Raw genomic sequence first — 17,998 nt, forward strand, 5'->3', positions numbered from 1 at the left:
GTTTACCGGCTTTTACGGCTCGCGCCAAAAAAGGCGACTGCCGCAAGTGCAACGCTTGCGATGACATTCCAGCCCGCAAAAGAAAGGCCGAGCACCCGCAAGGCGGCGTCGTTGCAGGAAGGCGCCTTGATGGCGTTCAGATTGCCCAGCAAATCGCCGGCATTGGTGGTGATGGAAGGCGCCCCGGTGGCGCAGGTGATCGGTCCTTCCCAGAAACCCCATTCCACACCGGCGTGATAAACGCCGAGCCCGGCGCCGATCAGCATCGCCACACCGATAAGGGCAAGCAGCAACCGGGTGATCTGAACCGGCAATTTGAAGACGCTGGCCGCAATGGCCAAGATACCCAGCGGAATGGCGTAATAATAGGGATCGCGCTGCAGCAGGCAAAGCGCGCAGGGCGTATAACCGCCAATATGCTGAAAACCGAGGGCGGAGCCGACGGTGAAGATCATTCCCGCCGTGACGCCGAGAGCGGCGAGCGTGCGGCTGTTGTCGGCGGTGGTCGCATTGGCCATGTTGTTTTCCTCGAACTTCGAAAAGAAGCAGATATCCCGGACGGGCTTTCAAAAAGGCGGGCGTGATGGCGAAATTAAGTCGCCGGTTTCCACGGTGTAACGGGATTCGTCTAATCCAGTCCGCTGCGTCTGGCAAATGAAAGCCCGGCACTATTGGCGGGATGAACAAGCAAAGTTTTGTGAGGGTTGCGATCGCGGCTGTCATGACGGCGCCTTTTCAAGGGCTTCGTAAAGCGATCGAGGTCCGCGTCGTTACACAAAGCGGGCGCGCACCGCAGCCGCCCCCTTTCCGGGAGGCTGAAACAAAGGGCCGACCGTAAGTCTTCGGCGAAGCGTCTATGCCGTGAGGAGGCCGGCCTCGCTCTCCTGCGGATGGTGAATGTGTGCCATGATGTGCTGGCTCATATCGGCATAGATGCCGTTGTTTTCGACGATGCCCTTCACCCTGTAACGGTCCATCACGACGATGCGATCCGCCAGTGCCACCATTTCCGGCATGTCGCTGGTAATGATGAGAATGGCGGTGCCGCTATCTGCCAGCTCGCGCAGCAGATCATGCAGATAGGCCTTGGTCTTGATGTCGATACCAACGGAGGGTTCGTCGACGATCAGCAGTTTGACATCGGCGGCGAGCCATTTGGCGACACTGATTTTCTGCTGATTGCCGCCCGATAGATTGCCGACCGTCTGGCTGAGGCTTGGTGTCTTCACCTCCAGCTTTTTCAGAAAAGGCGTCACCGCCGCGCGGATGCGCCCATCCGAAAGCACGCCGAACGCATTCGCGAGCTTGCGCCAGATGGGAACGCCCGCATTGGCAAGAACGGAGTGCTGGAGAATGAGGCCATCGCCCTTGCGGTCTTCGCTGACATAACCGACGCCATAGTCGTGGATCGCTTCGGCAACGGAGCGGATGCGTGCCGACCGGTCCGAAATACGCAGGTCGCCGGCCGTGACCGCGAATTTGCCCATGATCGATTTTGCAAGTTCGGTGCGACCGGCGCCGACCAGCCCGTAAAGGCCGACGATCTCGCCCTTGCGCACGGACAGGCTGACATCGCGGTGACCGATCGCGGTCGATACGTCTTCAAGTTCCAGCACCATCGGATTGTGTTCGACCGTACGTTTGCGCCAGCCGCCGCCGCTTTCGGCACGCCCGATCATCAGTCGCACGAGATCTTGACGTCCAAGCCCTTCCATCGAGCGGCTTTCGCAGGCGTTTTCGCCATCCCGCAGCACCGTCACCCGGTCGCAGATGTCGAGAACCTCCTCCAGCTTGTGGCTGACGAAGACAAGGCTTGCGCCATCGTCGCGCAGGCGGCGCAGAATGCGGAAGAGATTGTCCGTCTCACTCGGCGTCAACGAGGTCGTCGGTTCATCGAGGAGCAGCACACGGCTTTGCAGTGAAAGCGCCTTGGCGATTTCCACCAGCTGCATCTGCGCAACGGAAAGCTCGGATACCGGTGTTGCCGGATCGATTTCCAGATTGAGTGCCTCAAGCCAGCGGCGCGCATCGCGGTTCAGGGCGGCATAGTCGATAGGTTTGAGATAATGCGCGCCGAGCTTTTCCATGTGGATATTTTCGGCAATCGAGAAGCGCGGAATGAGGTTGCGTTCCTGATGGACGACACCGATGCCGCGGGCAATCGCCTCGCGCGGATTACCGAAGCGCACTTCCTGCCCATCGATGAGAATCTGGCCGCTGCTTTGATGATGGACGCCGGTGATGACCTTGATCAGGGTGGACTTCCCGGCACCATTTTCACCGAGCAGGGCATGGATCGAGCCAGATTGCAGCGAAAGATTGACGCCCTTGAGAGCTCTGACGCCGGGAAAGACTTTTTCGACGTTTCGCGCCTGAAAAACGGGTTGTTTGTCCATGATGTCAGGCCTTCCCTGTCTTTTTGCCGAGATGCGTTTCGCGCAGGCGGTTGATGCCGACGGCGGCGAGGATCAGTGCGCCCAGCACCACCTGCACGAGGAACGGATCGATGGAGAACAACACGAGCGCCTGGGTGATGATGGCGACGATGACGACGCCGAGCAGGGTCGCCCCGACGCTGACATGCCCGCCGGCCAGCACGGCACCGCCGATGACGGGGGCGGCAAAGGACAGGATGAGCCAGTCATCGCCGATGGAAGGCTGGCCGATCTGCAGACGTGAAACGAGCAGGATGCCTGCAACCGATGCCAGAAGGCCGGAAATGCCATGCGCCACGATCACCGTCATGCGCACCGAAATGCCGGAAAGCTCCGCCGCATGGCTGTTGCCGCCGATGGCAAGGATGAAGCGGCCTATCGGCTGGCGTCGCAGCATGAACCACAGGGCGAATGCGATGACGATGGTCGGGACTGCGAGCCACGGAATAGGCCCGGCAATGAGGGCCGAACCGAAGTCTTTCACCGACTCGGGTATGCCATAGAAAGGCTCCGCCCGCGTAATGCCGAGGTTGATGCCCTTGTAGATCGACAGGGTCGCCAGCGTTATGACGAAGGCGGAAATGCCGGTGATGGCAATCAGCAGGCCGTTGAGCATGCCGCAGACAATACCGATCAGCACGGCGGCAATGGCAGCCACCGGTGCCGGAAGCCCCCAGACCTGCATCAGTCCTGCAAAGGAGATTGCCGCAAGGCCGCCGATTGCGCCGACGGAGAGGTTCATCTGGCCGATGGCGATGATGATCATCTGTGAAAAGGCGATGAGCGCATTGACCGAAATGGCGAGAAGCAGGATCTGGATATTGAAGGAAGACAGGAAGTTGGGGCTGAAGCCACGGATCACTACTATTGCCAGCACCGTGACCAGCAGGGGGCCGAACCAGTCGGTTCTGGCAAGGCGTAGAAGGGTGTTGTCGGTTGTCATCGTCCAGTCCTCAAGCCAGATTGCGCCGGGCGAGATAGCTTCGCCGCGCCTTGTCCATCAAAACCGCCAGCAACAGCAGCAGGCCGAGAAATGTCTGGACCCAGAATTCACCGAGCTGGAGCAGCAGCAGGCCGCTGGTCAGCATGGTGACCAAAAGTGCGCCGAGACAGGTGCCTAGAACCGAAACCTTGCCGCCCTGCAACAGCGTGCCACCGAGAACAGGCCCCAGGAAGGCCGGCAACAGCCAGTCCTGCCCGAGTTGGCCGGCCATGGAAGGAATGGCGGCGCCCGTGCGGGTTACCAGCATCAGGGCAGCAAGTCCGGCAAGCAGGCCCGACAGCATGTGACACGCAATAAAGATGCGGTCGACGCGGATGCCGGAAAGTTCCGCCGCTTCCGGGCGTGCGCCTGCCGCCAGCATTTCGCGGCCAAGAACGGTGCGCCGGTAGAGAAAGGACAGGGCGAGGGCAGTTGCGAGCGTGACGAGAAGCAGCGGCGAGAAATAGGTCGCGAGCTTCATCTTTCCGAAGGCTGCGAAGATCGGCGGCAGGCCGCGATAGGCCTCGGCCCGCGTCAGGAAGATCATCACCCCGAAAAAGATGCTCATGGTGGCAAGCGTGATGATGAAGCTGTGCAGCCCTGTGCGAATGACGGTCCAGCCATTCACAAAACCGAGCGCTGCACCTGTGGCGAGACCGCCAATGACAGCGAGCGGCCATGGCATGCCAAGCACCTCGATCAGATAACCGCAGGCCATGGCTGCCGAGACGCCGATCGCGCCAACGGCAAGATTGAGGCCGCCGGTCACGATCACCGCCATCATCGACAGGCCGATCATGATGTTGATTGCGGCACTGCGTCCGAGCGTGAACAGGTTGAAAGGCGAAAGGAAGCCGCTGGCTGCCACGCCAAAAATGATGGCGAAAACGACGATCAGCAGAATGAGGCCGAATTCATTGGTGAGGAAAAAACGGCTTTGCGAAATGCGCGAGCCCATGCGTTCCTCTGTCTCCTGCACGCCTTTTGTAAGCAAACTATCGTTCACGGTCATGAAAATGTTCCGGTATTTGTTTGGCCCGCAGACCTCGGCGGTCCGCCTTGACATTGCGCTGCCGCCGGAGCGGGCTTTCGACGACGCGGGATTGCCGGGCGTGATCGCGGCCCGCCCGGCAGGTGTTAAAAAGCCTGATTATTTGCAGCTCAGATACGTCGCATCGAAGTTCGCAAGCAGCTTTTTGGTCTCGGCGCGCATGGCATCGACATAGTTATCGACCTTGCTGGCATCGACATAGGCGGTGCCGGAATCGATGAACTTGGTCGTCAGTGCGTTGGACTTGAACGGCGCGTCCGCCTTCACCTTGCAGCCGGACTGCAATTTGCTCAAAGCGAAGGAGCCGACATAACCCTGGCCATAGGGGTTCTGCAGCATCGTACCATCAACGAAACCATCCTTGATCGCTTTCAGCACCACTTCGTCGTGGTCGATGCCGACCATGTGGATGCGTTTGTCGCCGATCTTGCGCAGGGCGTTGGAAGCAACGACCGCCGGAACCCAGGCCGTGGTGACGATGCCATCCACTTCCGAGGCATGGGCGGCGAGGTAAGCGTTGATCTTTTCCTCGGCCGGTTCCGGCGCGTCGATATCGGCGATGACCTGAACGACCTCGGCACCGCCTTCGTCAGCCGCCTTCTTCACGGCATCGATACGAAGCTGGGTGTTGGGGTCAACAAGGAAGCCGGTGAAATGGGCGATGCGTTTTTTGCCCGTTCCCATTGCCTTGATGAGTTCCTTGGTGCCGAGATAGGCCGAATTGCCGGTATCGGTGCCGAGGCAGAAGGCCGCAGGCGAAGGGTCCTTGAAGCAGCCGGCGCCGGCAATCACGTTTGCGCCGTTGCCGGTCAGTTCCTCGGCTGTGGAGACCGCGCCGACGGGATCGCCGGGGAAAATCAGGAAGCCGTTATACCCTTGGCTCAGAAGGCTTTCTAGAAGCTGGTTCTGCTGTGCCAGTTCCCATTTCTGCGGCACCTTATAGTCGGCGCCCGCCAGACCGAAGTCCTTGGCGGCGTCCTTGCCGACCTGCTCCCAGGCAGCGAAATAAGGGTGCGGACCGCCTGGAACGAGGGCGACCTTGCTGGCGTCCGCCGCCTGCGCAACACCGCAGGCTCCAGCGCCGATGATTGCGGCAGCGACGAGGCTGCGCATGAAATGCGTCATGTTTTTCTCCTCCATGAAACGGCCTGTTTCTTTAAAAAAAAGCGACTGGAACCCCCCTTAATCGCTTTTTCTCCCAACAGCCGACTTGCGTAAGCACCATGGACACTAGTATACTTGTATCCAAGTTGCAATCAGATTTTCACGGCGGCCTTTCAAAAGGGGAGCGTTCATGACGAAAAACACCAATGCCGGCTTTGCCGGACGCGGCGGCCATCAGGAGGCCTCAGGCCCTGGAATCGAGAGCGTGGAGCTTGTGGTCAACCGCTATGGATCCGTGGCCGATCAGGTTCATGCGGCCCTGCGTCAGGCCATTGTCGAAGTGCGGCTGGCGCCCGGTGCGCCAATCAGCGAGAACTCCATCTGCCGTCAGTTTTCCGTGTCGCGCACGCCGGTGCGCGCCGCCATCCAGCGCCTGTCTGAAGAGGGGCTTGTGGATGTCTATCCCCAGCTCGGCAGCTTCGTCGCACCGATCAGGCTCGGTGAAATTCAGGACAGCCATTTTATCCGCCGTTCGCTGGAAGTGGCGCTGCTGCGCGAGGTCTCTCCGAAATGGACGAAAGAGATGAGCCGCACGATGCGCGACGTCATCGCCGAGCAGGAAAGGGTCATCGCCGCCAACGACGCCAACGGCTTTTTCCACGCCGACGAGGCGTTTCACCGGCTGCTCGGCACATTCTCCGGCCGCGAGGGCGTCTGGCAGGCAATCCTTGCCGCCAAGGTGACGCTGTCGCGGTTCCATCGCTACTGGGCGAAACCGGAGCGGTTGCCCGCCGTGATCGAGGAGCACCTGGCAGTCGTCGACGCCCTCGACCAGGGCGATGCCGACGCCGCGGAAAAAGCGCTGGTGACGCATCTGGATATGGTTTTCGTGATCTACGAACAGCTGCCCGAAGAAGAGCGCAAGCATTTGTCCATCTGATAGTGGACGTGGAGGAGACGGAATGGAACTGAAACACAAGACCGCGCTCGTGACGGGCGCGTGCGGCGGCATCGGCCGCGCCGTGGTCGCGGCGCTGGTGGCGCAAGGGGCAAGGGTGCTCGCCTTCGATCGCGATATCGAGGCTGTGACGGCACTTGCGGAGGGGTTTGGCAACGCCTGTGATCCCATTGCGGTCGATCTCGGTGATGCGGCGGCACTACAGGCCGTCATGAAAGATGTCGCCAATCGTTTCGAGGTCATCGATATTCTCGTCAACAATGCCGGCGTACTGTCGCCGCACAAACTGGCCGCGACCACGCTTGACGAATGGCACAAGTTGATGGCCGTCAATCTCGATGCCGCGCTGCTGCTGACGCAGGCCGTCGTTCCCGCCATGAAGGAAAACCGCTGGGGGCGGCTGATCAACATCTCGTCTTATGCCTGGAAGTCCGGCGGCCTGACGGCGGGCACGGCCTATTCGGTGTCGAAATCGGCAATGGTCGGCCTCACCTACTCGTCCGCTCGCGAACTTGCGCCCTTCGGCGTTACCGCCAATGCAGTCGCACCGGCCTATGTGGTTTCGCCGATGATCATGGAGCAATTGTCTGAGGAAGACCGTCAGCGGCAACTCGCAGCCATTCCCGTCGGGAGGTTCTGCCAGCCGGAAGAGGTGGCCCATGCCGTGCGTTTCCTTGCCTCGCCGCTGTCCGGCTTCATGACCGGCACTGTCGTCGACATGAATGGCGGCCTGCAATTCGGCTGAGATACGGAGACAACAAACGTGACCAATCGTCTTTCTTCCCTTGCACTGCCCCATCTTCCGCAAGACGTGCTCGTGCCAGCTTATGACCGCAAAGCGGTCACACCGGGCATCGTGCATCTCGGCGTCGGCGCCTTTCACCGCGCCCATCAGGCCGTGTTCATCGATGATTGCCTGGCGCGTGGCGAAACCGGCTGGGGCATTGTTGCTGCCTCGCTGCGCAGCCCCGATACGCGCGATGCCATCGCGCCACAGGACAATCTCTATACATTCTGCCTGCGTGACGGTGAAAACGAGACGCTGCGGGTCGTCGGTTCCATCCTTGAGACCATCGTCGCTCCTGAGGATCCAGAGCGCCTGCTGCAGGCCATGACCGATCCGCGTATCAGGATCGTCACTTTGACGGTGACGGAAAAGGGTTACCTCGCCGATTTGTCGGCGGGCGCGCTTCTTCGTCACCATCCCGATGTCGTTCATGATCTGGCGCATCCACAAAAGCCGCGCTCCGCGCTCGGTTTTCTGCTGGAAGCAACAAGACGCCGGCGGGCCGCGGGGGCTGTGCCGCTGACTTTGCTCTCCTGCGACAATCTTCCGTCCAACGGACGCATCCTGCACCGTCTTCTGGTGGAGATGGCTGGTATCACCGACGAGGATCTCGCTGCGTTCATCGCAGAAAATCTTTCCTGCCCCTGCGTCATGGTGGACCGCATCGTGCCCGCCACCACGGCTACCGACCGTGAGCGTGTGACGGCGCGTCTCGGCTGTGAGGATGCCTGGCCGGTGATTGCGGAACCTTATTTCCGTTGGGTGATCGAGGATCGCTTTCCGCACGGTCGCCCTGGCATCGAGCTGTCAGGTGCCGAAATCGTTGACGAGGTCGAGCCCTATGAGCATATGAAGCTCAGGATGCTGAATGGCGCTCACACCGCCATGGCCGCAATCGGTCAATGCAGCGGGCTTGAGACGATCGCCGATATCTATGCCGATCTGCGTGTACGCGGTTACATCGACCATTACTGGCGGGAGGTCGGTTCGACATTGAGCCCGGCCGTCAGCGGTCCGGACTATGTTGCCGGTCTGCGCCAGCGTTTCGCCAACCCCGCCCTTCGTCATCGCGCCGCCCAGATCGCCTCAGACGCTTCACAGAAAGTGCCGCAACGCATTCTCGCGCCACTTGCGGAGCTGCGTGCCGCAGGCGCGCCGGATGCGGCGGCTCTTTTCGCCGTCGCCCTTTGGATACGGTCGTGCGCAGCACTGAACGAGCGCGGCGAGCCCATCCTCATGGCCGATCCGGCTTTTGCCGAATGGAGTGCACCAACCAGCATCGGTGAGGACTCGGATGCGGTCGTGGACCGGTTTTTAACATTCCGTCGCGTCTTCGGCCCTGAATGGCAGGCTGACGACGTATTCGTCACGGGGCTTCGGGCCGCTTATCGCGACATCGTCCAATACGGCGCGCTGGGCGCCATCGAACGGCATTTTTCGGAGGAGTAGACTATGAAGGAAACCTGGCGCTGGTTCGGTGAATCGGACCCCATCACCTTGGAGCATGTGCGGCAGACGGGCGCCAGCGGCGTGGTGACGGCGCTGCACCAGATCCCCGACGGCACCGCATGGCCGGCGGAAGAGATCGCCAAACGCAAGGCGATGATCGAGGCGGCCGGTCTGGAATGGAGCGTCTGCGAATCCATTCCGATGGAGCAGTCCGTCAAGCGCGGCGACGCCGATGGCGCGAAGGCGATTGCGCGCTGGAAAGATACGCTCGCCCGTCTCGGCCGTGCGGGTGTTCCCGTCGTCTGCTACAATTTCATGCCTGTCGTGGACTGGACGCGCACCAATCTGCGCTGGCAGGCGCGCAACACGGGATTGGCGTTGCGCTTCGAAATGGCGGATTTCGTCGCCTATGACGTCTTCATCCTGAAGCGTGCCCGTGCGGCGGAAAATTATGATCCCGCGCTGGTGGCGCGGGCTGAAGCGCGCTTCGCGAAAATGAGTGAAGATGAGCAGTCGCTTCTGGAGCGCAACATCATCGCCGGTCTGCCGGGTGGCGCGCTGGTGCAGACGCGCGACTCCATCGCCGCGCTGATTGCTTCCTTCGATGGCATCGACAGCGCGACCATGCAGGGCAATCTTCTCGCCTTTCTGCGGGAGGTTGTGCCTGTCGCGGAGGAGGTTGGCGTGCATCTCGGCATCCATCCGGACGATCCGCCATTCTCCCTGTTCGGCCTGCCGCGCGTGGTATCAACACCATCGGATATTCGCGCCATCCTGTCGGCTGTTGAAAGTCCGAACAACGGCATCACCCTTTGCACCGGCTCCTACGGTGCCCGCAGCGATAATGATCTCGTGGCGATGGCAAAGGAATTCGCGTCCCGCATCAATTTCGCCCATCTGCGAAATGTCACCGTCGAGGCGGATGGTTCTTTCTTCGAGGATGATCATCTGGATGGCGGAACCGACATGATCGGCGTCATCGAGGCGCTGTTGCGCGAGGAGCGGGCTGCCGCCCGGGCGGGCCGCCGAACCAATATTCCGATGCGGCCGGACCATGGCCACCTGCTGGGTGACGATATCACGAAAAAGACCAACCCCGGCTATTCCTATATCGGCCGCATGAAGGGCCTCGGCGAACTCCGTGGCGTCATCCGCACAGTCGAACATCAGCTCCGCCGCGAGGAGGCTGCCGCATGAAAAGCCGCAAACTCGGACGCACGGCGCTGTCGCTGAGCGAGCTTTCTTTCGGCGCTGCCGGTATCGGCAATCTCTACCGCCGCGTCAGCCGCGAGGATGCGCTGGCGACGCTGCAAGCCGCCTGGGACGCCGGTATCCGTTATTTCGATACCGCACCTTATTACGGGCAGGGCCTCTCCGAACGACGCGTCGGGGATTTTCTTCAGGGAAAACCACGCGACGAATTCGTGCTTTCCACCAAGGTCGGGCGGATCCTGAAACCGGCCGAAGCGGGCGTGACACCGGATTACGGTTTTGTCGACGCGCTGCCTTTCGTGGTGGAATACGACTACAGCTATGACGGCATCATGCGCTCGCATGAGCAGAGCCTTGCCCGGCTTGGTCTCGGTTCGGTGGATATTCTCTATGTCCACGATCTGGAGGAGACCACGCTTGGAGAGGAAGCCTATCGCCATCATTTCGGAATATTCACCGAAAGCGGCATCGAGGCGCTGCACGAGTTGAAGGCGAAAGGCCTGATCGGCGCGTTCGGCCTTGGTGTGAACGAGGTTCCGGCCTGTCTGAACCTCATGGAGATAGACGAGATCGACTGCATCCTTCTGGCGGGCCGTTATACGTTGCTCGACCGGTCGGCGGCGGCGCGGCTGCTTGGGCGTTGCGCGGAAACCGGCACCGCGCTTGTGATCGGTGGTGTCTTCAACTCGGGCATTCTTGCAACCGGTGCAAAGCCGGGCGCGACCTTCAATTACAATGAAGCTGCGCCTGAAGTCATGGAGCGGGTGCGCGCTATGGAAGATCACGCCGCCAGCCACGGCGTCGCGCTCGCGGCGGCCGCTTTGCATTTTCCGCTGCAAAACGCCGATGTCGCCAGCGTGCTGATCGGCACGGCAAAACCGGACAGCCTCCGGCGCAATCTATCTATTTTCGAAACGGCCGTGCCGGACGCCGCCTGGGCGGGTTTTGACGCGCTCGCTCTTGACGATTGACTGGCACGACAGGGAGGAGGACGCCATGGACCTCATTGATACCCACCAGCATCTGATCTTGCGGGGCAAACTCGGTTATGCCTGGACGCGCGGCGAGCCGAGCCTTGCGGGAAGCTTCACCCGGGCGGACTATGCAGCTCTTGTCGAGGGCAGCGGTGTCGTCGGCACGATCTTCATGGAAACCGGGGTCGATGACAGTGATTATAGGGCGGAAGCCCGGCTTGTGGCCGGCATGGTTGGGGAAGGGACCTTGCCGATGTTCGGCCAGATCGCCAGCTGCCGGCCGGAAACGGATCAGGGGTTCGACGCCTGGCTGGAGGAATGCCGCCACCTCAAAGTGGTCGGGTTCCGGCGTATCCTCCAGGTCATGCCCGACGATACCAGCCGTGCGGAAAACTATCGCCGAAATGTGCGCAAGATCGGCAAGGCCGGGTGGCCGGTCGATCTGTGTTTTCATTCCCGTCAGCTGGCCATTGCCGCCGAACTTGTCCGGGCCTGCCCCAATGTCCGCTTCATGCTCGACCATTGCGGCACGCCTGATATCGCCGGAAACGATTTTTCCGCCTGGAGCGAGCGCATGGCCGATCTGGCCCGCCTGCCCAATCTCTCCGTCAAGCTTTCGGGTGTCACCGCCTATTGTGCGCCGGGGCAAACGACGCTGGAAAACGTGAGACCTTACGTGGAAACCGTATTGACGCTGTTCGGCCCCCAAAGAATGGTCTGGGGCGGCGACTGGCCGGTGGTCGATCTCGGTTCCGGCCTGCCGGAGTGGATTGCCATGACGAGAGCGCTTCTGTCGGCGCTTTCACCGGATGAGCAGGCAGCGATCGGCCATGGCAATGCCAGACGTTTTTATCTGGCGGCGTAGCATGATCCTTGACCGGATATGGTCTCGTTCATGCCGATAAATTCGCGCAAATCGTAAGAGGTGGTGCGGGTGGTCGGGGTCGAACCGACACTCCTTTCGGAACCGGATTTTGAGTCCGGCGCGTCTACCAATTCCACCACACCCGCATTTCGATGCCGATTGTGTTTCAGGTCACTGAGGCAATGCCACGGCGTCTATCACGGGCGAGACCGTGCGTGCAAGCCCAAAAGCAGGAAATTTGCCTTTACGAAAGGCTATCCCAGTGCGCGGTGGCGTAGGGCGAAAATCACGAGCCGACATTTAAAAAATCGGCGAAATTGCTGCGGCGCAGGCATTTCAATCAGTCGCGCCTGTTTCAAAACAATACACCTGGGGTTGAATTATTCGGATAATTTTAGATATCTCTAATAAAATAGCATATACGCAATTACTAATTGAAACTATGATGCCGATGTGGAGTTTCCACGCGGGGCGGGAGTAGCCAACTCATAGGGAGGAAATTATGAGGGCTCTTTCTCGCAATTTGTTACTGTCTGCCTGCTTGATCCTACCGGTCAACGCCCATGCGCTGGATATCGGGATCGGCGGAGAGAACGGGGTGAATGCTAGCGTGGGTAGCAATGATAGCGGTGGTCTCGGTGTCGGTGCTTCCGTTGGCGGCAGTGGCGGGGTTAATGCCGGTGCTGATATCGGCGGCCGCAGCGGCGGCGGGCTGGGTGCGGATGTCAACGCTTCGGTCGGTGGCAGCAATGGGGTCAATGCGGATGTCAACGCATCCGTCGGCGGTTCCAGCGGGGTCAATGCCGGCGTGAATGCCTCCGTTGGCGGTTCCAACGGTGTCAACGCAAATGTCGGAGCCAATGTGGGCGGATCAAGCGGGCTCGGTGTCGATGTCGGGCTGGGCATTGGCGGCTCAGGTTCGTCGAGTAACCCTGGCAATCCGGGGAACCCGGGAAATCCTGGCAATATCGGAAATCCGAACAATCCCGGCCGGCCGATGACGCCTCGCGCCATGCGTCAGGTCATCCAGTCCTATAACGACATGTCGCGCACGGAGCAGATAAAGCTTGCCCGCCGGTGCGTCGATATTCTGGGTGGCGGATACGATGCCGCTTTGACGCAATTGTGCAAGATGATCAGGACGGCCTCGCGCTAAGACGGGTCCCATCCGCGTCCTGAAATCCGAAGGGCGCTGCCAGCGCCCTTCGGATCAATTGCCCTTGCGTCCGAAGGACAGGATTTTCTGCCGCAGGCTGCGGGCGAGGTTGCGGGTATTGCGGTACATGTCCACCTGGGTGGAAACCTGCCGCACGTCCCGGTCGCTATTCTGGGCAAGCCCGACAACCAGCGTGCCCATTTCCTGCCGTTCCTGCCAGAAGCGGCTCATGATCGGATGATCGGGCACGGCGCAGCTGTCGCTGCGCAGAATATTGGCGTCATCCAGATGCCAGTCGGTCAGTCTCTGCACCAGCAGCTTGCCGGGAGAAAATTGCGCATAGTTTTCGTCGAAAGCGGTCTTCCACGTATAGGCTTCGCCGGCTGCGATGAAGACGACCATGGAAGCAATCGCGCTGCCGTTGAGATCGATGGTGTGGATACGCACCGCATCCGCTTCGGCCAGATTGGTGATCGCCTCGCGCGCGAAGGCGGCGCGATAACGGTCGTTGACCAGCGCGGTGCGCTTGCGGCCTTTCCAGCCGCTCGCCTCCAGCGCCAGAAACTCCTCCATGCGGTAACGCACGTCCGCTGGCTGCCGGGTAACGGTATAGGAGAGGGCCCCAAATTTTTCGAGCTGACGCCATTGCCTGTTCATTTCGCGCAAATGGTGCGGCGCAAGGGCGTTTCGCAGATACGCCTTGCCGTCAAGAAGGCTTTCCAGCATCGGCCGGTAATAATTGCCCGTCGTCGTCACCGGCAGGTTGCGGCTGAGCGCGATGGCTTTGAACATTCGGGCAAACGGCCCTTCCAGCCGGACATCCGGCAGAACCAGAACATTCGGCAGACGCATGTTGCTGTCGGACAGCGCATCGAAAAGATTGTCGAGGGTTTCGGCAGCACCTTCGGTGTCGACCAGCGGCGTGCCGAGCGGCCCGAATGGATTGGCCCAGACGCGAATGATGGAGGGACCGATGGAAAAACCCGGCTTTTCCACGGTAAAGGGCATCAGGAAGCGCATGCGGCTTCTGGCGCCGTTCTCGTCGCGAATGAGGGCGAAGCGCACGGACTTGTCTTCGATGCGCGGCATGGCGGGTGCGAGAAGCCGCCCGGTGAAGAAGACATTCGCCTCCATCACGCGGTTGGACAGGAAGTCGAGTTCTTCCTGCATGTCATAACCGAGCTGACCCGGATAGATGCAGAATTCCCGGCCATCGCGGCCCACGCGTCGGCTGCTGTCGGCCACGGGACGGTCACGCTCCGCAGACGCCATCAGCGCCGCGATGCGCGGATCCTGAAAATCCGGATTCTTTGGATCGCTGGACATGCTTATCGTTACACCGCCTTCCCAGTGTTTTGACCCGCCCGGGGATCGTTGAAGGCAAAAAGGACGATCCCGAGTGTGCGGCGAATGGCAATATGCAATAGCACAGCTTCTATGCACATGGCTATCGCCACCGCTGCCGCGGCCCCTGCCAGACCATAGACCGGAATGAGCGCCATGTTGAGTGCAATGTTGCAACCAAAGATGATAATATAAAGCGCGACGCACAATTTTTGTTTGCCGGCCATGTTCAGCAATGTTTCTCCCGGGCCGATCAGCGCCTTGGCGAGGAAGCCTGCGAAAAGGAAGAACATCAACTCATAGCCCTGAACGAAGCCGGGGCCGAACAGCGACAGCAGGAACGGGCCGGCCAGGAGCACCACGCTGCCGACGGCGAGCGACGGCCAGAAAGCCCAGCGCGCGGCCTGGCTGGCGAAACCGGCAAGCCCCTGCCTGTCATTGGCCGACATCAGGGCGGCCAGGCGCGGGGCGGCGGCCGCCTGCACCGAGAAAAACACAAATTGCATCAGCACGATGGTCTTGGCCGCGGCAAAATAAATGCCGACCTGATCCGGCGGCAGGTAAAGGCCGACGATCACCACATCGGAATTGGTCATCAAAAAACCGATGCCGTCGATCAGGAACATCGGGAAGGCGAAGCTTATCCAACGGCGGAAATGCACCTTGCGGGCCGTGCTGCGGAAATGCCGGTTGAGCCGGCGGTTCATGAAGACGAAATGGAAAAGCGTGGTGACATAGGTGGCAAGAAGCGCCGTGAGCATGGCTGTCGTTGCGGTTTTTCCCGCGCCAAGACCGATTGCCGCCAGCATGAACAGCAGGATAAGCACCGGGCGAACGATGTAGGTGGGGCTGAGAGCGGAGACCGCCCAGCCATTTGCGCGCGCCGTGCCGTTCAGCACATCGCCCAACGCCACCATGGGCAGGGTGAAAAGCGCCAGCGACATGGGAATGAGATAGTAGGAAGCGATGCGCTCGCCGAAGAAATACAGGAAAACGAAGCCGAAGATCGCAAGCGCGCTGGCCGAAAGCATGGCGAAGACACGCGCCGTCGAGGTCAGTCCCATGATCTTGTCGTGGGCGTCCTCCAGACGATAGCCGGGTAAAAAGCGTATGACCGTGGTGTGAAAACCGAGACATGAAAGATTGCCGAACAGGATCACCAGTACCCAGACAAATGCGAACAGGCCGTATTCGAATTCGCCCATCAGGCGGGCAAGAATGATCTGGGAAATGAAGGCGATGCCGGCGCTGACGATACGCACCGCAAACGCAACGAGCGCCATACGCTGCGCACGGGAGAGTTCATCTCCGCCGGAAAGAAGAACGGCGACTTTCTTTACCAGCGGCGAAAGCTTCGCGCGCAGGTCTGCGGGTAGGGCTTTTTCCGCCGTGTTGAGGATAGCCATGATCCACACGCCATCATTTCCAGTTGAATAGGCAGGCCGATCATACCCGCTCCATCCTTAACGAAGGGTTTGGGACGCGCCGGCCCGTGTGCCAATATCGTCCATCACGCGTGGGCTGCGGATGCCGTTGAACAGGAAAAGGGCGAGCGGGCTGCAACGTATCGCCTGATGCAGCATATAGGCCGCCGCCGTGGTGGCCGCGACGATGATGGTGAATTCCAGGATGGGCGGCAGCGCAATGAGGATGAACAGCGTTCCGAAGGCGTAGATGAGCGGATGGTGAAACAGGTAGATAGTGAAGGATGCATCCGTCATGCCTCTGGCAATCCGGTTCGGCTTGTCGAAATAGCGGCAGGCGAGATCGATCAACAGACGGCTTGTCGCCACCGCCGCAACTGCCGACACCAGCACCAGCAGCGCCGAATTCGAAAAGGGATGTTGCAGGCGCAAGGTCACCGCCGTCGCGATGGCGCCCGCCGCGACGATGCCGGTGGGAAGACCCGTCTGGCGAAAGCGGTGAAAGAGGGCGCGGTCACGCTGCAGAAGCGCGCCGATGAGGAAAAATGGCATGTAACGCGCATAGGGGTCGGAGGCGCGTTCATAAAGAAGAAAAAGGGGGCTTCCGCTCTTTGCCGCAAGCAGGCCGGATCCGTAGATCGTCAATTCCCATAAAACAGGCAGGATGCACAGCGCCGCAAAAAACAGGGCGGCATGCCGCTGGCGCAGGCTGCCGAACCAGTGTCTGATATGTGCCAATGGCGGACGTTCCGCGAGAAACAGCAGGCCGGCAAGCAGGATCGAATAGAAGATAAGGGCCGGCAGGAACCAAAGATGCATGATCCATTCTTCGCTCGGACGCAGCAGGCCGGGTAGGCTTTCAAGCAGCCGGTCGGCCGGGATGTCGCCTTTGGCGACACCGGCCAGTTGCAGCAGGAAAAGCTGTGATGGCCCGAGCAGAAGGACCGCCACGACAAAGGGCACGCCGAGACGCAGGAAACGTTGCCTCAGCCAGCGCATCTTGCCCTTCTTGCCGATGACCATGGTGGAGAAGTAGCCGGCAACCAGAAAGAATGACGGCATACGGAAGGTGACGAGCGCAGCACCCAGCGCGCTCAGAAGCGGGCTGGTGTCGAAATCCTTGATGTCCCATGGCAGAGCATGGCTGTAGAGAAGGGAGGCGTGATAAGGGATGCCGAGCAGCATGAGGAGGGCCCTTAGCGGGTCCCAGTAATGCTCGTAATCTGATTTGCCCGGTTGCATTTTCCCCTCGCGCCGTAAGCGCGATCCCGTTTGATCAGCAATGACCAGCACGACTATTGGTGGAAAACGCTAACAAATCCTTCACGCCCCGGAGGGTGTGGGCGGAGCCTTTTTCCTGGGAAGGAGATCGAGAACCAGGGCACAGCCTAAGATGATGATGCCGGCGCCGAAAAGCTGGGGAAGCGAAAGCGGTTCATCCAGCACCAGTGCGCCGATGAGAACCGCCACGACGGTCACGGCGAATTCCACGCTGATCGCCCTGGTTGCACCGATCGAGGAGACAAGCCTGAAATAGGTGATGTAGGTAAGTCCGCTCATGACAACCGCCTGTATGAGCAGATAACCGTAGTCGATGAAGCGCGGCGCTCCAGGCAGGGGCACGGCCAGAAGAAGCGGTAAAGTCATCAGCCCGCCCGTGAGGAAGGAGCCGATGGTGATTTCCCACGAACCCACGCCCTTGAGATGGCGGCTGGCATAGTTGCTGCCATAGGCGGCGCAGATGCAGGCGGCAACGCACGCGGCACAACCGATGAAGAAGCTGGTTGTGACGGGAACCGCGGGAAAGCCGACGAGCAGGATAATGCCGCCGAAACCGATGACGAGACCGGCAAAGCCCCGCTGTGTCAGACGCTCAAGACCCCATAGCTGTGAGATGAGCATTGAAAAGAGCGGGATGGTGGCCACCAATATGGCCGCCATGGCGGTACCGACCAGCGGCGTCGCATAGGAAAGGCCGATCAACTGTCCCGCGACGGTTGTTGCGCCGACAACGGCAAAGGCGCGCCAGCTGGCGGAAAATGCAAGCTTTCGGCGGGCCGTAATCGCGATCAGAAACAGGGCGACGGCGGTGACAAGCGAGCGAAGCGTAACCGCGCCGATCCAGCCGAAGGCCTCCACGACATGCAAAAGCAGCAGGAAAGACATTCCCCACGCGAGTGCGAGAAAAACATAAGACGCAAAGTCGCGAGGAGCCATGAAAGCGTTTTCCGAAAGACGATGAGGCTCCCATATTGGA

General features: G+C 60.4%; 16 protein-coding genes and 1 tRNA gene. 7 read left to right on the forward strand and 10 right to left on the reverse strand.

Annotated elements, in window-relative coordinates:
* Positions 1–2 precede the first annotated feature (2 nt).
* The 5 genes from O9X91_RS09380 to O9X91_RS09400 all read right to left on the reverse strand — a co-directional run bounded on the left by O9X91_RS09380 (position 3) and on the right by O9X91_RS09400 (position 5,608).
* Positions 3–518: a disulfide bond formation protein B gene (locus tag O9X91_RS09380; protein WP_269833713.1), complete on the reverse strand. Its 516-nt coding sequence runs from the start codon at positions 516–518 to the stop codon at positions 3–5.
* Positions 519–854: 336 nt separating this feature from the next.
* On the reverse strand, positions 855–2,396 hold the full coding sequence (locus O9X91_RS09385; RefSeq protein ID WP_269833714.1) for a sugar ABC transporter ATP-binding protein: 1,542 nt from the start codon (positions 2,394–2,396) through the stop codon (positions 855–857).
* Between the two features lie 4 nt (positions 2,397–2,400).
* Positions 2,401–3,378, reverse strand: a complete 978-nt coding sequence (locus O9X91_RS09390; RefSeq protein ID WP_269833715.1) for an ABC transporter permease — start codon at positions 3,376–3,378, stop codon at positions 2,401–2,403.
* Positions 3,379–3,388: 10 nt separating this feature from the next.
* A complete protein-coding gene (locus O9X91_RS09395; protein ID WP_269833716.1) occupies positions 3,389–4,429 on the reverse strand; it encodes an ABC transporter permease in 1,041 nt (346 codons plus the stop codon).
* A 138-nt stretch (positions 4,430–4,567) separates the two neighbouring features.
* Positions 4,568–5,608, reverse strand: coding sequence for a sugar ABC transporter substrate-binding protein (locus O9X91_RS09400; RefSeq protein ID WP_340689324.1), 1,041 nt, complete (start codon positions 5,606–5,608; stop codon positions 4,568–4,570).
* Positions 5,609–5,762: 154 nt separating this feature from the next.
* Between O9X91_RS09400 and O9X91_RS09405 the strand changes: the two genes are divergently transcribed.
* Genes O9X91_RS09405 through O9X91_RS09430 form a run of 6 tightly spaced genes read left to right on the forward strand, consistent with a single transcriptional unit; the run spans position 5,763 to position 11,817 of the window.
* Positions 5,763–6,512, forward strand: coding sequence for a GntR family transcriptional regulator (locus tag O9X91_RS09405; protein WP_269833717.1), 750 nt, complete (start codon positions 5,763–5,765; stop codon positions 6,510–6,512).
* Between the two features lie 22 nt (positions 6,513–6,534).
* Positions 6,535–7,275 carry an SDR family NAD(P)-dependent oxidoreductase gene (locus O9X91_RS09410; protein WP_149742896.1) on the forward strand — a complete coding sequence of 247 codons (741 nt, stop codon included), beginning with the start codon at positions 6,535–6,537 and terminating at the stop codon, positions 7,273–7,275.
* 18 nt (positions 7,276–7,293) lie between these two features.
* On the forward strand, positions 7,294–8,766 hold the full coding sequence (locus O9X91_RS09415; protein WP_269833718.1) for a mannitol dehydrogenase family protein: 1,473 nt from the start codon (positions 7,294–7,296) through the stop codon (positions 8,764–8,766).
* Positions 8,767–8,769: 3 nt separating this feature from the next.
* Positions 8,770–9,963 (forward strand): mannonate dehydratase, encoded by a 1,194-nt coding sequence (uxuA, locus tag O9X91_RS09420; protein ID WP_142912035.1) that lies wholly within the window; start codon positions 8,770–8,772, stop codon positions 9,961–9,963.
* A complete protein-coding gene (locus tag O9X91_RS09425) occupies positions 9,960–10,949 on the forward strand; it encodes an aldo/keto reductase (protein ID WP_269833719.1) in 990 nt (329 codons plus the stop codon). The genes uxuA and O9X91_RS09425 overlap by 4 nt, the downstream gene beginning before the upstream one ends.
* Before the next feature lie 25 nt (positions 10,950–10,974).
* On the forward strand, positions 10,975–11,817 hold the full coding sequence (locus O9X91_RS09430; protein WP_142912033.1) for an amidohydrolase family protein: 843 nt from the start codon (positions 10,975–10,977) through the stop codon (positions 11,815–11,817).
* Between the two features lie 61 nt (positions 11,818–11,878).
* On the opposite strand, the gene O9X91_RS09435 is transcribed toward O9X91_RS09430, so the two are convergent.
* Positions 11,879–11,963, reverse strand: a tRNA-Leu gene (locus tag O9X91_RS09435).
* Between the two features lie 356 nt (positions 11,964–12,319).
* Between O9X91_RS09435 and uppQ the strand changes: the two genes are divergently transcribed.
* Positions 12,320–12,973, forward strand: coding sequence for a polysaccharide biosynthesis GNAT family N-acetyltransferase UppQ (gene uppQ, locus O9X91_RS09440; protein ID WP_142912032.1), 654 nt, complete (start codon positions 12,320–12,322; stop codon positions 12,971–12,973).
* A 54-nt stretch (positions 12,974–13,027) separates the two neighbouring features.
* On the opposite strand, the gene O9X91_RS09445 is transcribed toward uppQ, so the two are convergent.
* From O9X91_RS09445 to O9X91_RS09460, 4 genes are all read right to left on the reverse strand, one after another.
* Positions 13,028–14,299, reverse strand: a complete 1,272-nt coding sequence (locus O9X91_RS09445; protein WP_142912031.1) for a GNAT family N-acetyltransferase — start codon at positions 14,297–14,299, stop codon at positions 13,028–13,030.
* Positions 14,300–14,307: 8 nt separating this feature from the next.
* Positions 14,308–15,723, reverse strand: a complete 1,416-nt coding sequence (gene uppV, locus O9X91_RS09450; RefSeq protein ID WP_142912030.1) for a Wzx-type polysaccharide biosynthesis protein UppV — start codon at positions 15,721–15,723, stop codon at positions 14,308–14,310.
* 57 nt (positions 15,724–15,780) lie between these two features.
* Complete coding sequence (gene mdoC / locus O9X91_RS09455; protein ID WP_269834296.1) at positions 15,781–16,983, reverse strand: glucans biosynthesis protein MdoC; 1,203 nt, start codon at positions 16,981–16,983, stop codon at positions 15,781–15,783.
* Between the two features lie 81 nt (positions 16,984–17,064).
* Complete coding sequence (locus tag O9X91_RS09460) at positions 17,065–17,958, reverse strand: DMT family transporter (protein WP_137411494.1); 894 nt, start codon at positions 17,956–17,958, stop codon at positions 17,065–17,067.
* Positions 17,959–17,998: the final 40 nt, after the last annotated feature.

Origin of the sequence: Agrobacterium salinitolerans (assembly GCF_027498475.1) — a bacterium.
GTDB classification, from domain to species: Bacteria; Pseudomonadota; Alphaproteobacteria; order Rhizobiales; family Rhizobiaceae; genus Agrobacterium; species Agrobacterium salinitolerans.

Bases quoted from the DNA above. Each gene is read 5' to 3' on its own strand.
- mdoC (WP_269834296.1), bottom strand. From the start codon at position 16,983: ATGCAACCGGGCAAATCAGATTACGAGCATTACTGGGACCCGCTAAGG.
- O9X91_RS09390 (WP_269833715.1), bottom strand. From the start codon at position 3,378: ATGACAACCGACAACACCCTTCTACGCCTTGCCAGAACCGACTGGTTC.
- O9X91_RS09395 (WP_269833716.1), bottom strand. From the start codon at position 4,429: ATGACCGTGAACGATAGTTTGCTTACAAAAGGCGTGCAGGAGACAGAG.
- O9X91_RS09405 (WP_269833717.1), top strand. From the start codon at position 5,763: ATGACGAAAAACACCAATGCCGGCTTTGCCGGACGCGGCGGCCATCAG.
- O9X91_RS09410 (WP_149742896.1), top strand. From the start codon at position 6,535: ATGGAACTGAAACACAAGACCGCGCTCGTGACGGGCGCGTGCGGCGGC.
- O9X91_RS09380 (WP_269833713.1), bottom strand. From the start codon at position 518: ATGGCCAATGCGACCACCGCCGACAACAGCCGCACGCTCGCCGCTCTC.
- uppQ (WP_142912032.1), top strand. From the start codon at position 12,320: ATGAGGGCTCTTTCTCGCAATTTGTTACTGTCTGCCTGCTTGATCCTA.
- O9X91_RS09425 (WP_269833719.1), top strand. From the start codon at position 9,960: ATGAAAAGCCGCAAACTCGGACGCACGGCGCTGTCGCTGAGCGAGCTT.
- uppV (WP_142912030.1), bottom strand. From the start codon at position 15,723: ATGGCTATCCTCAACACGGCGGAAAAAGCCCTACCCGCAGACCTGCGC.
- O9X91_RS09445 (WP_142912031.1), bottom strand. From the start codon at position 14,299: ATGTCCAGCGATCCAAAGAATCCGGATTTTCAGGATCCGCGCATCGCG.
- O9X91_RS09385 (WP_269833714.1), bottom strand. From the start codon at position 2,396: ATGGACAAACAACCCGTTTTTCAGGCGCGAAACGTCGAAAAAGTCTTT.
- uxuA (WP_142912035.1), top strand. From the start codon at position 8,770: ATGAAGGAAACCTGGCGCTGGTTCGGTGAATCGGACCCCATCACCTTG.
- O9X91_RS09400 (WP_340689324.1), bottom strand. From the start codon at position 5,608: ATGGAGGAGAAAAACATGACGCATTTCATGCGCAGCCTCGTCGCTGCC.
- O9X91_RS09460 (WP_137411494.1), bottom strand. From the start codon at position 17,958: ATGGCTCCTCGCGACTTTGCGTCTTATGTTTTTCTCGCACTCGCGTGG.
- O9X91_RS09430 (WP_142912033.1), top strand. From the start codon at position 10,975: ATGGACCTCATTGATACCCACCAGCATCTGATCTTGCGGGGCAAACTC.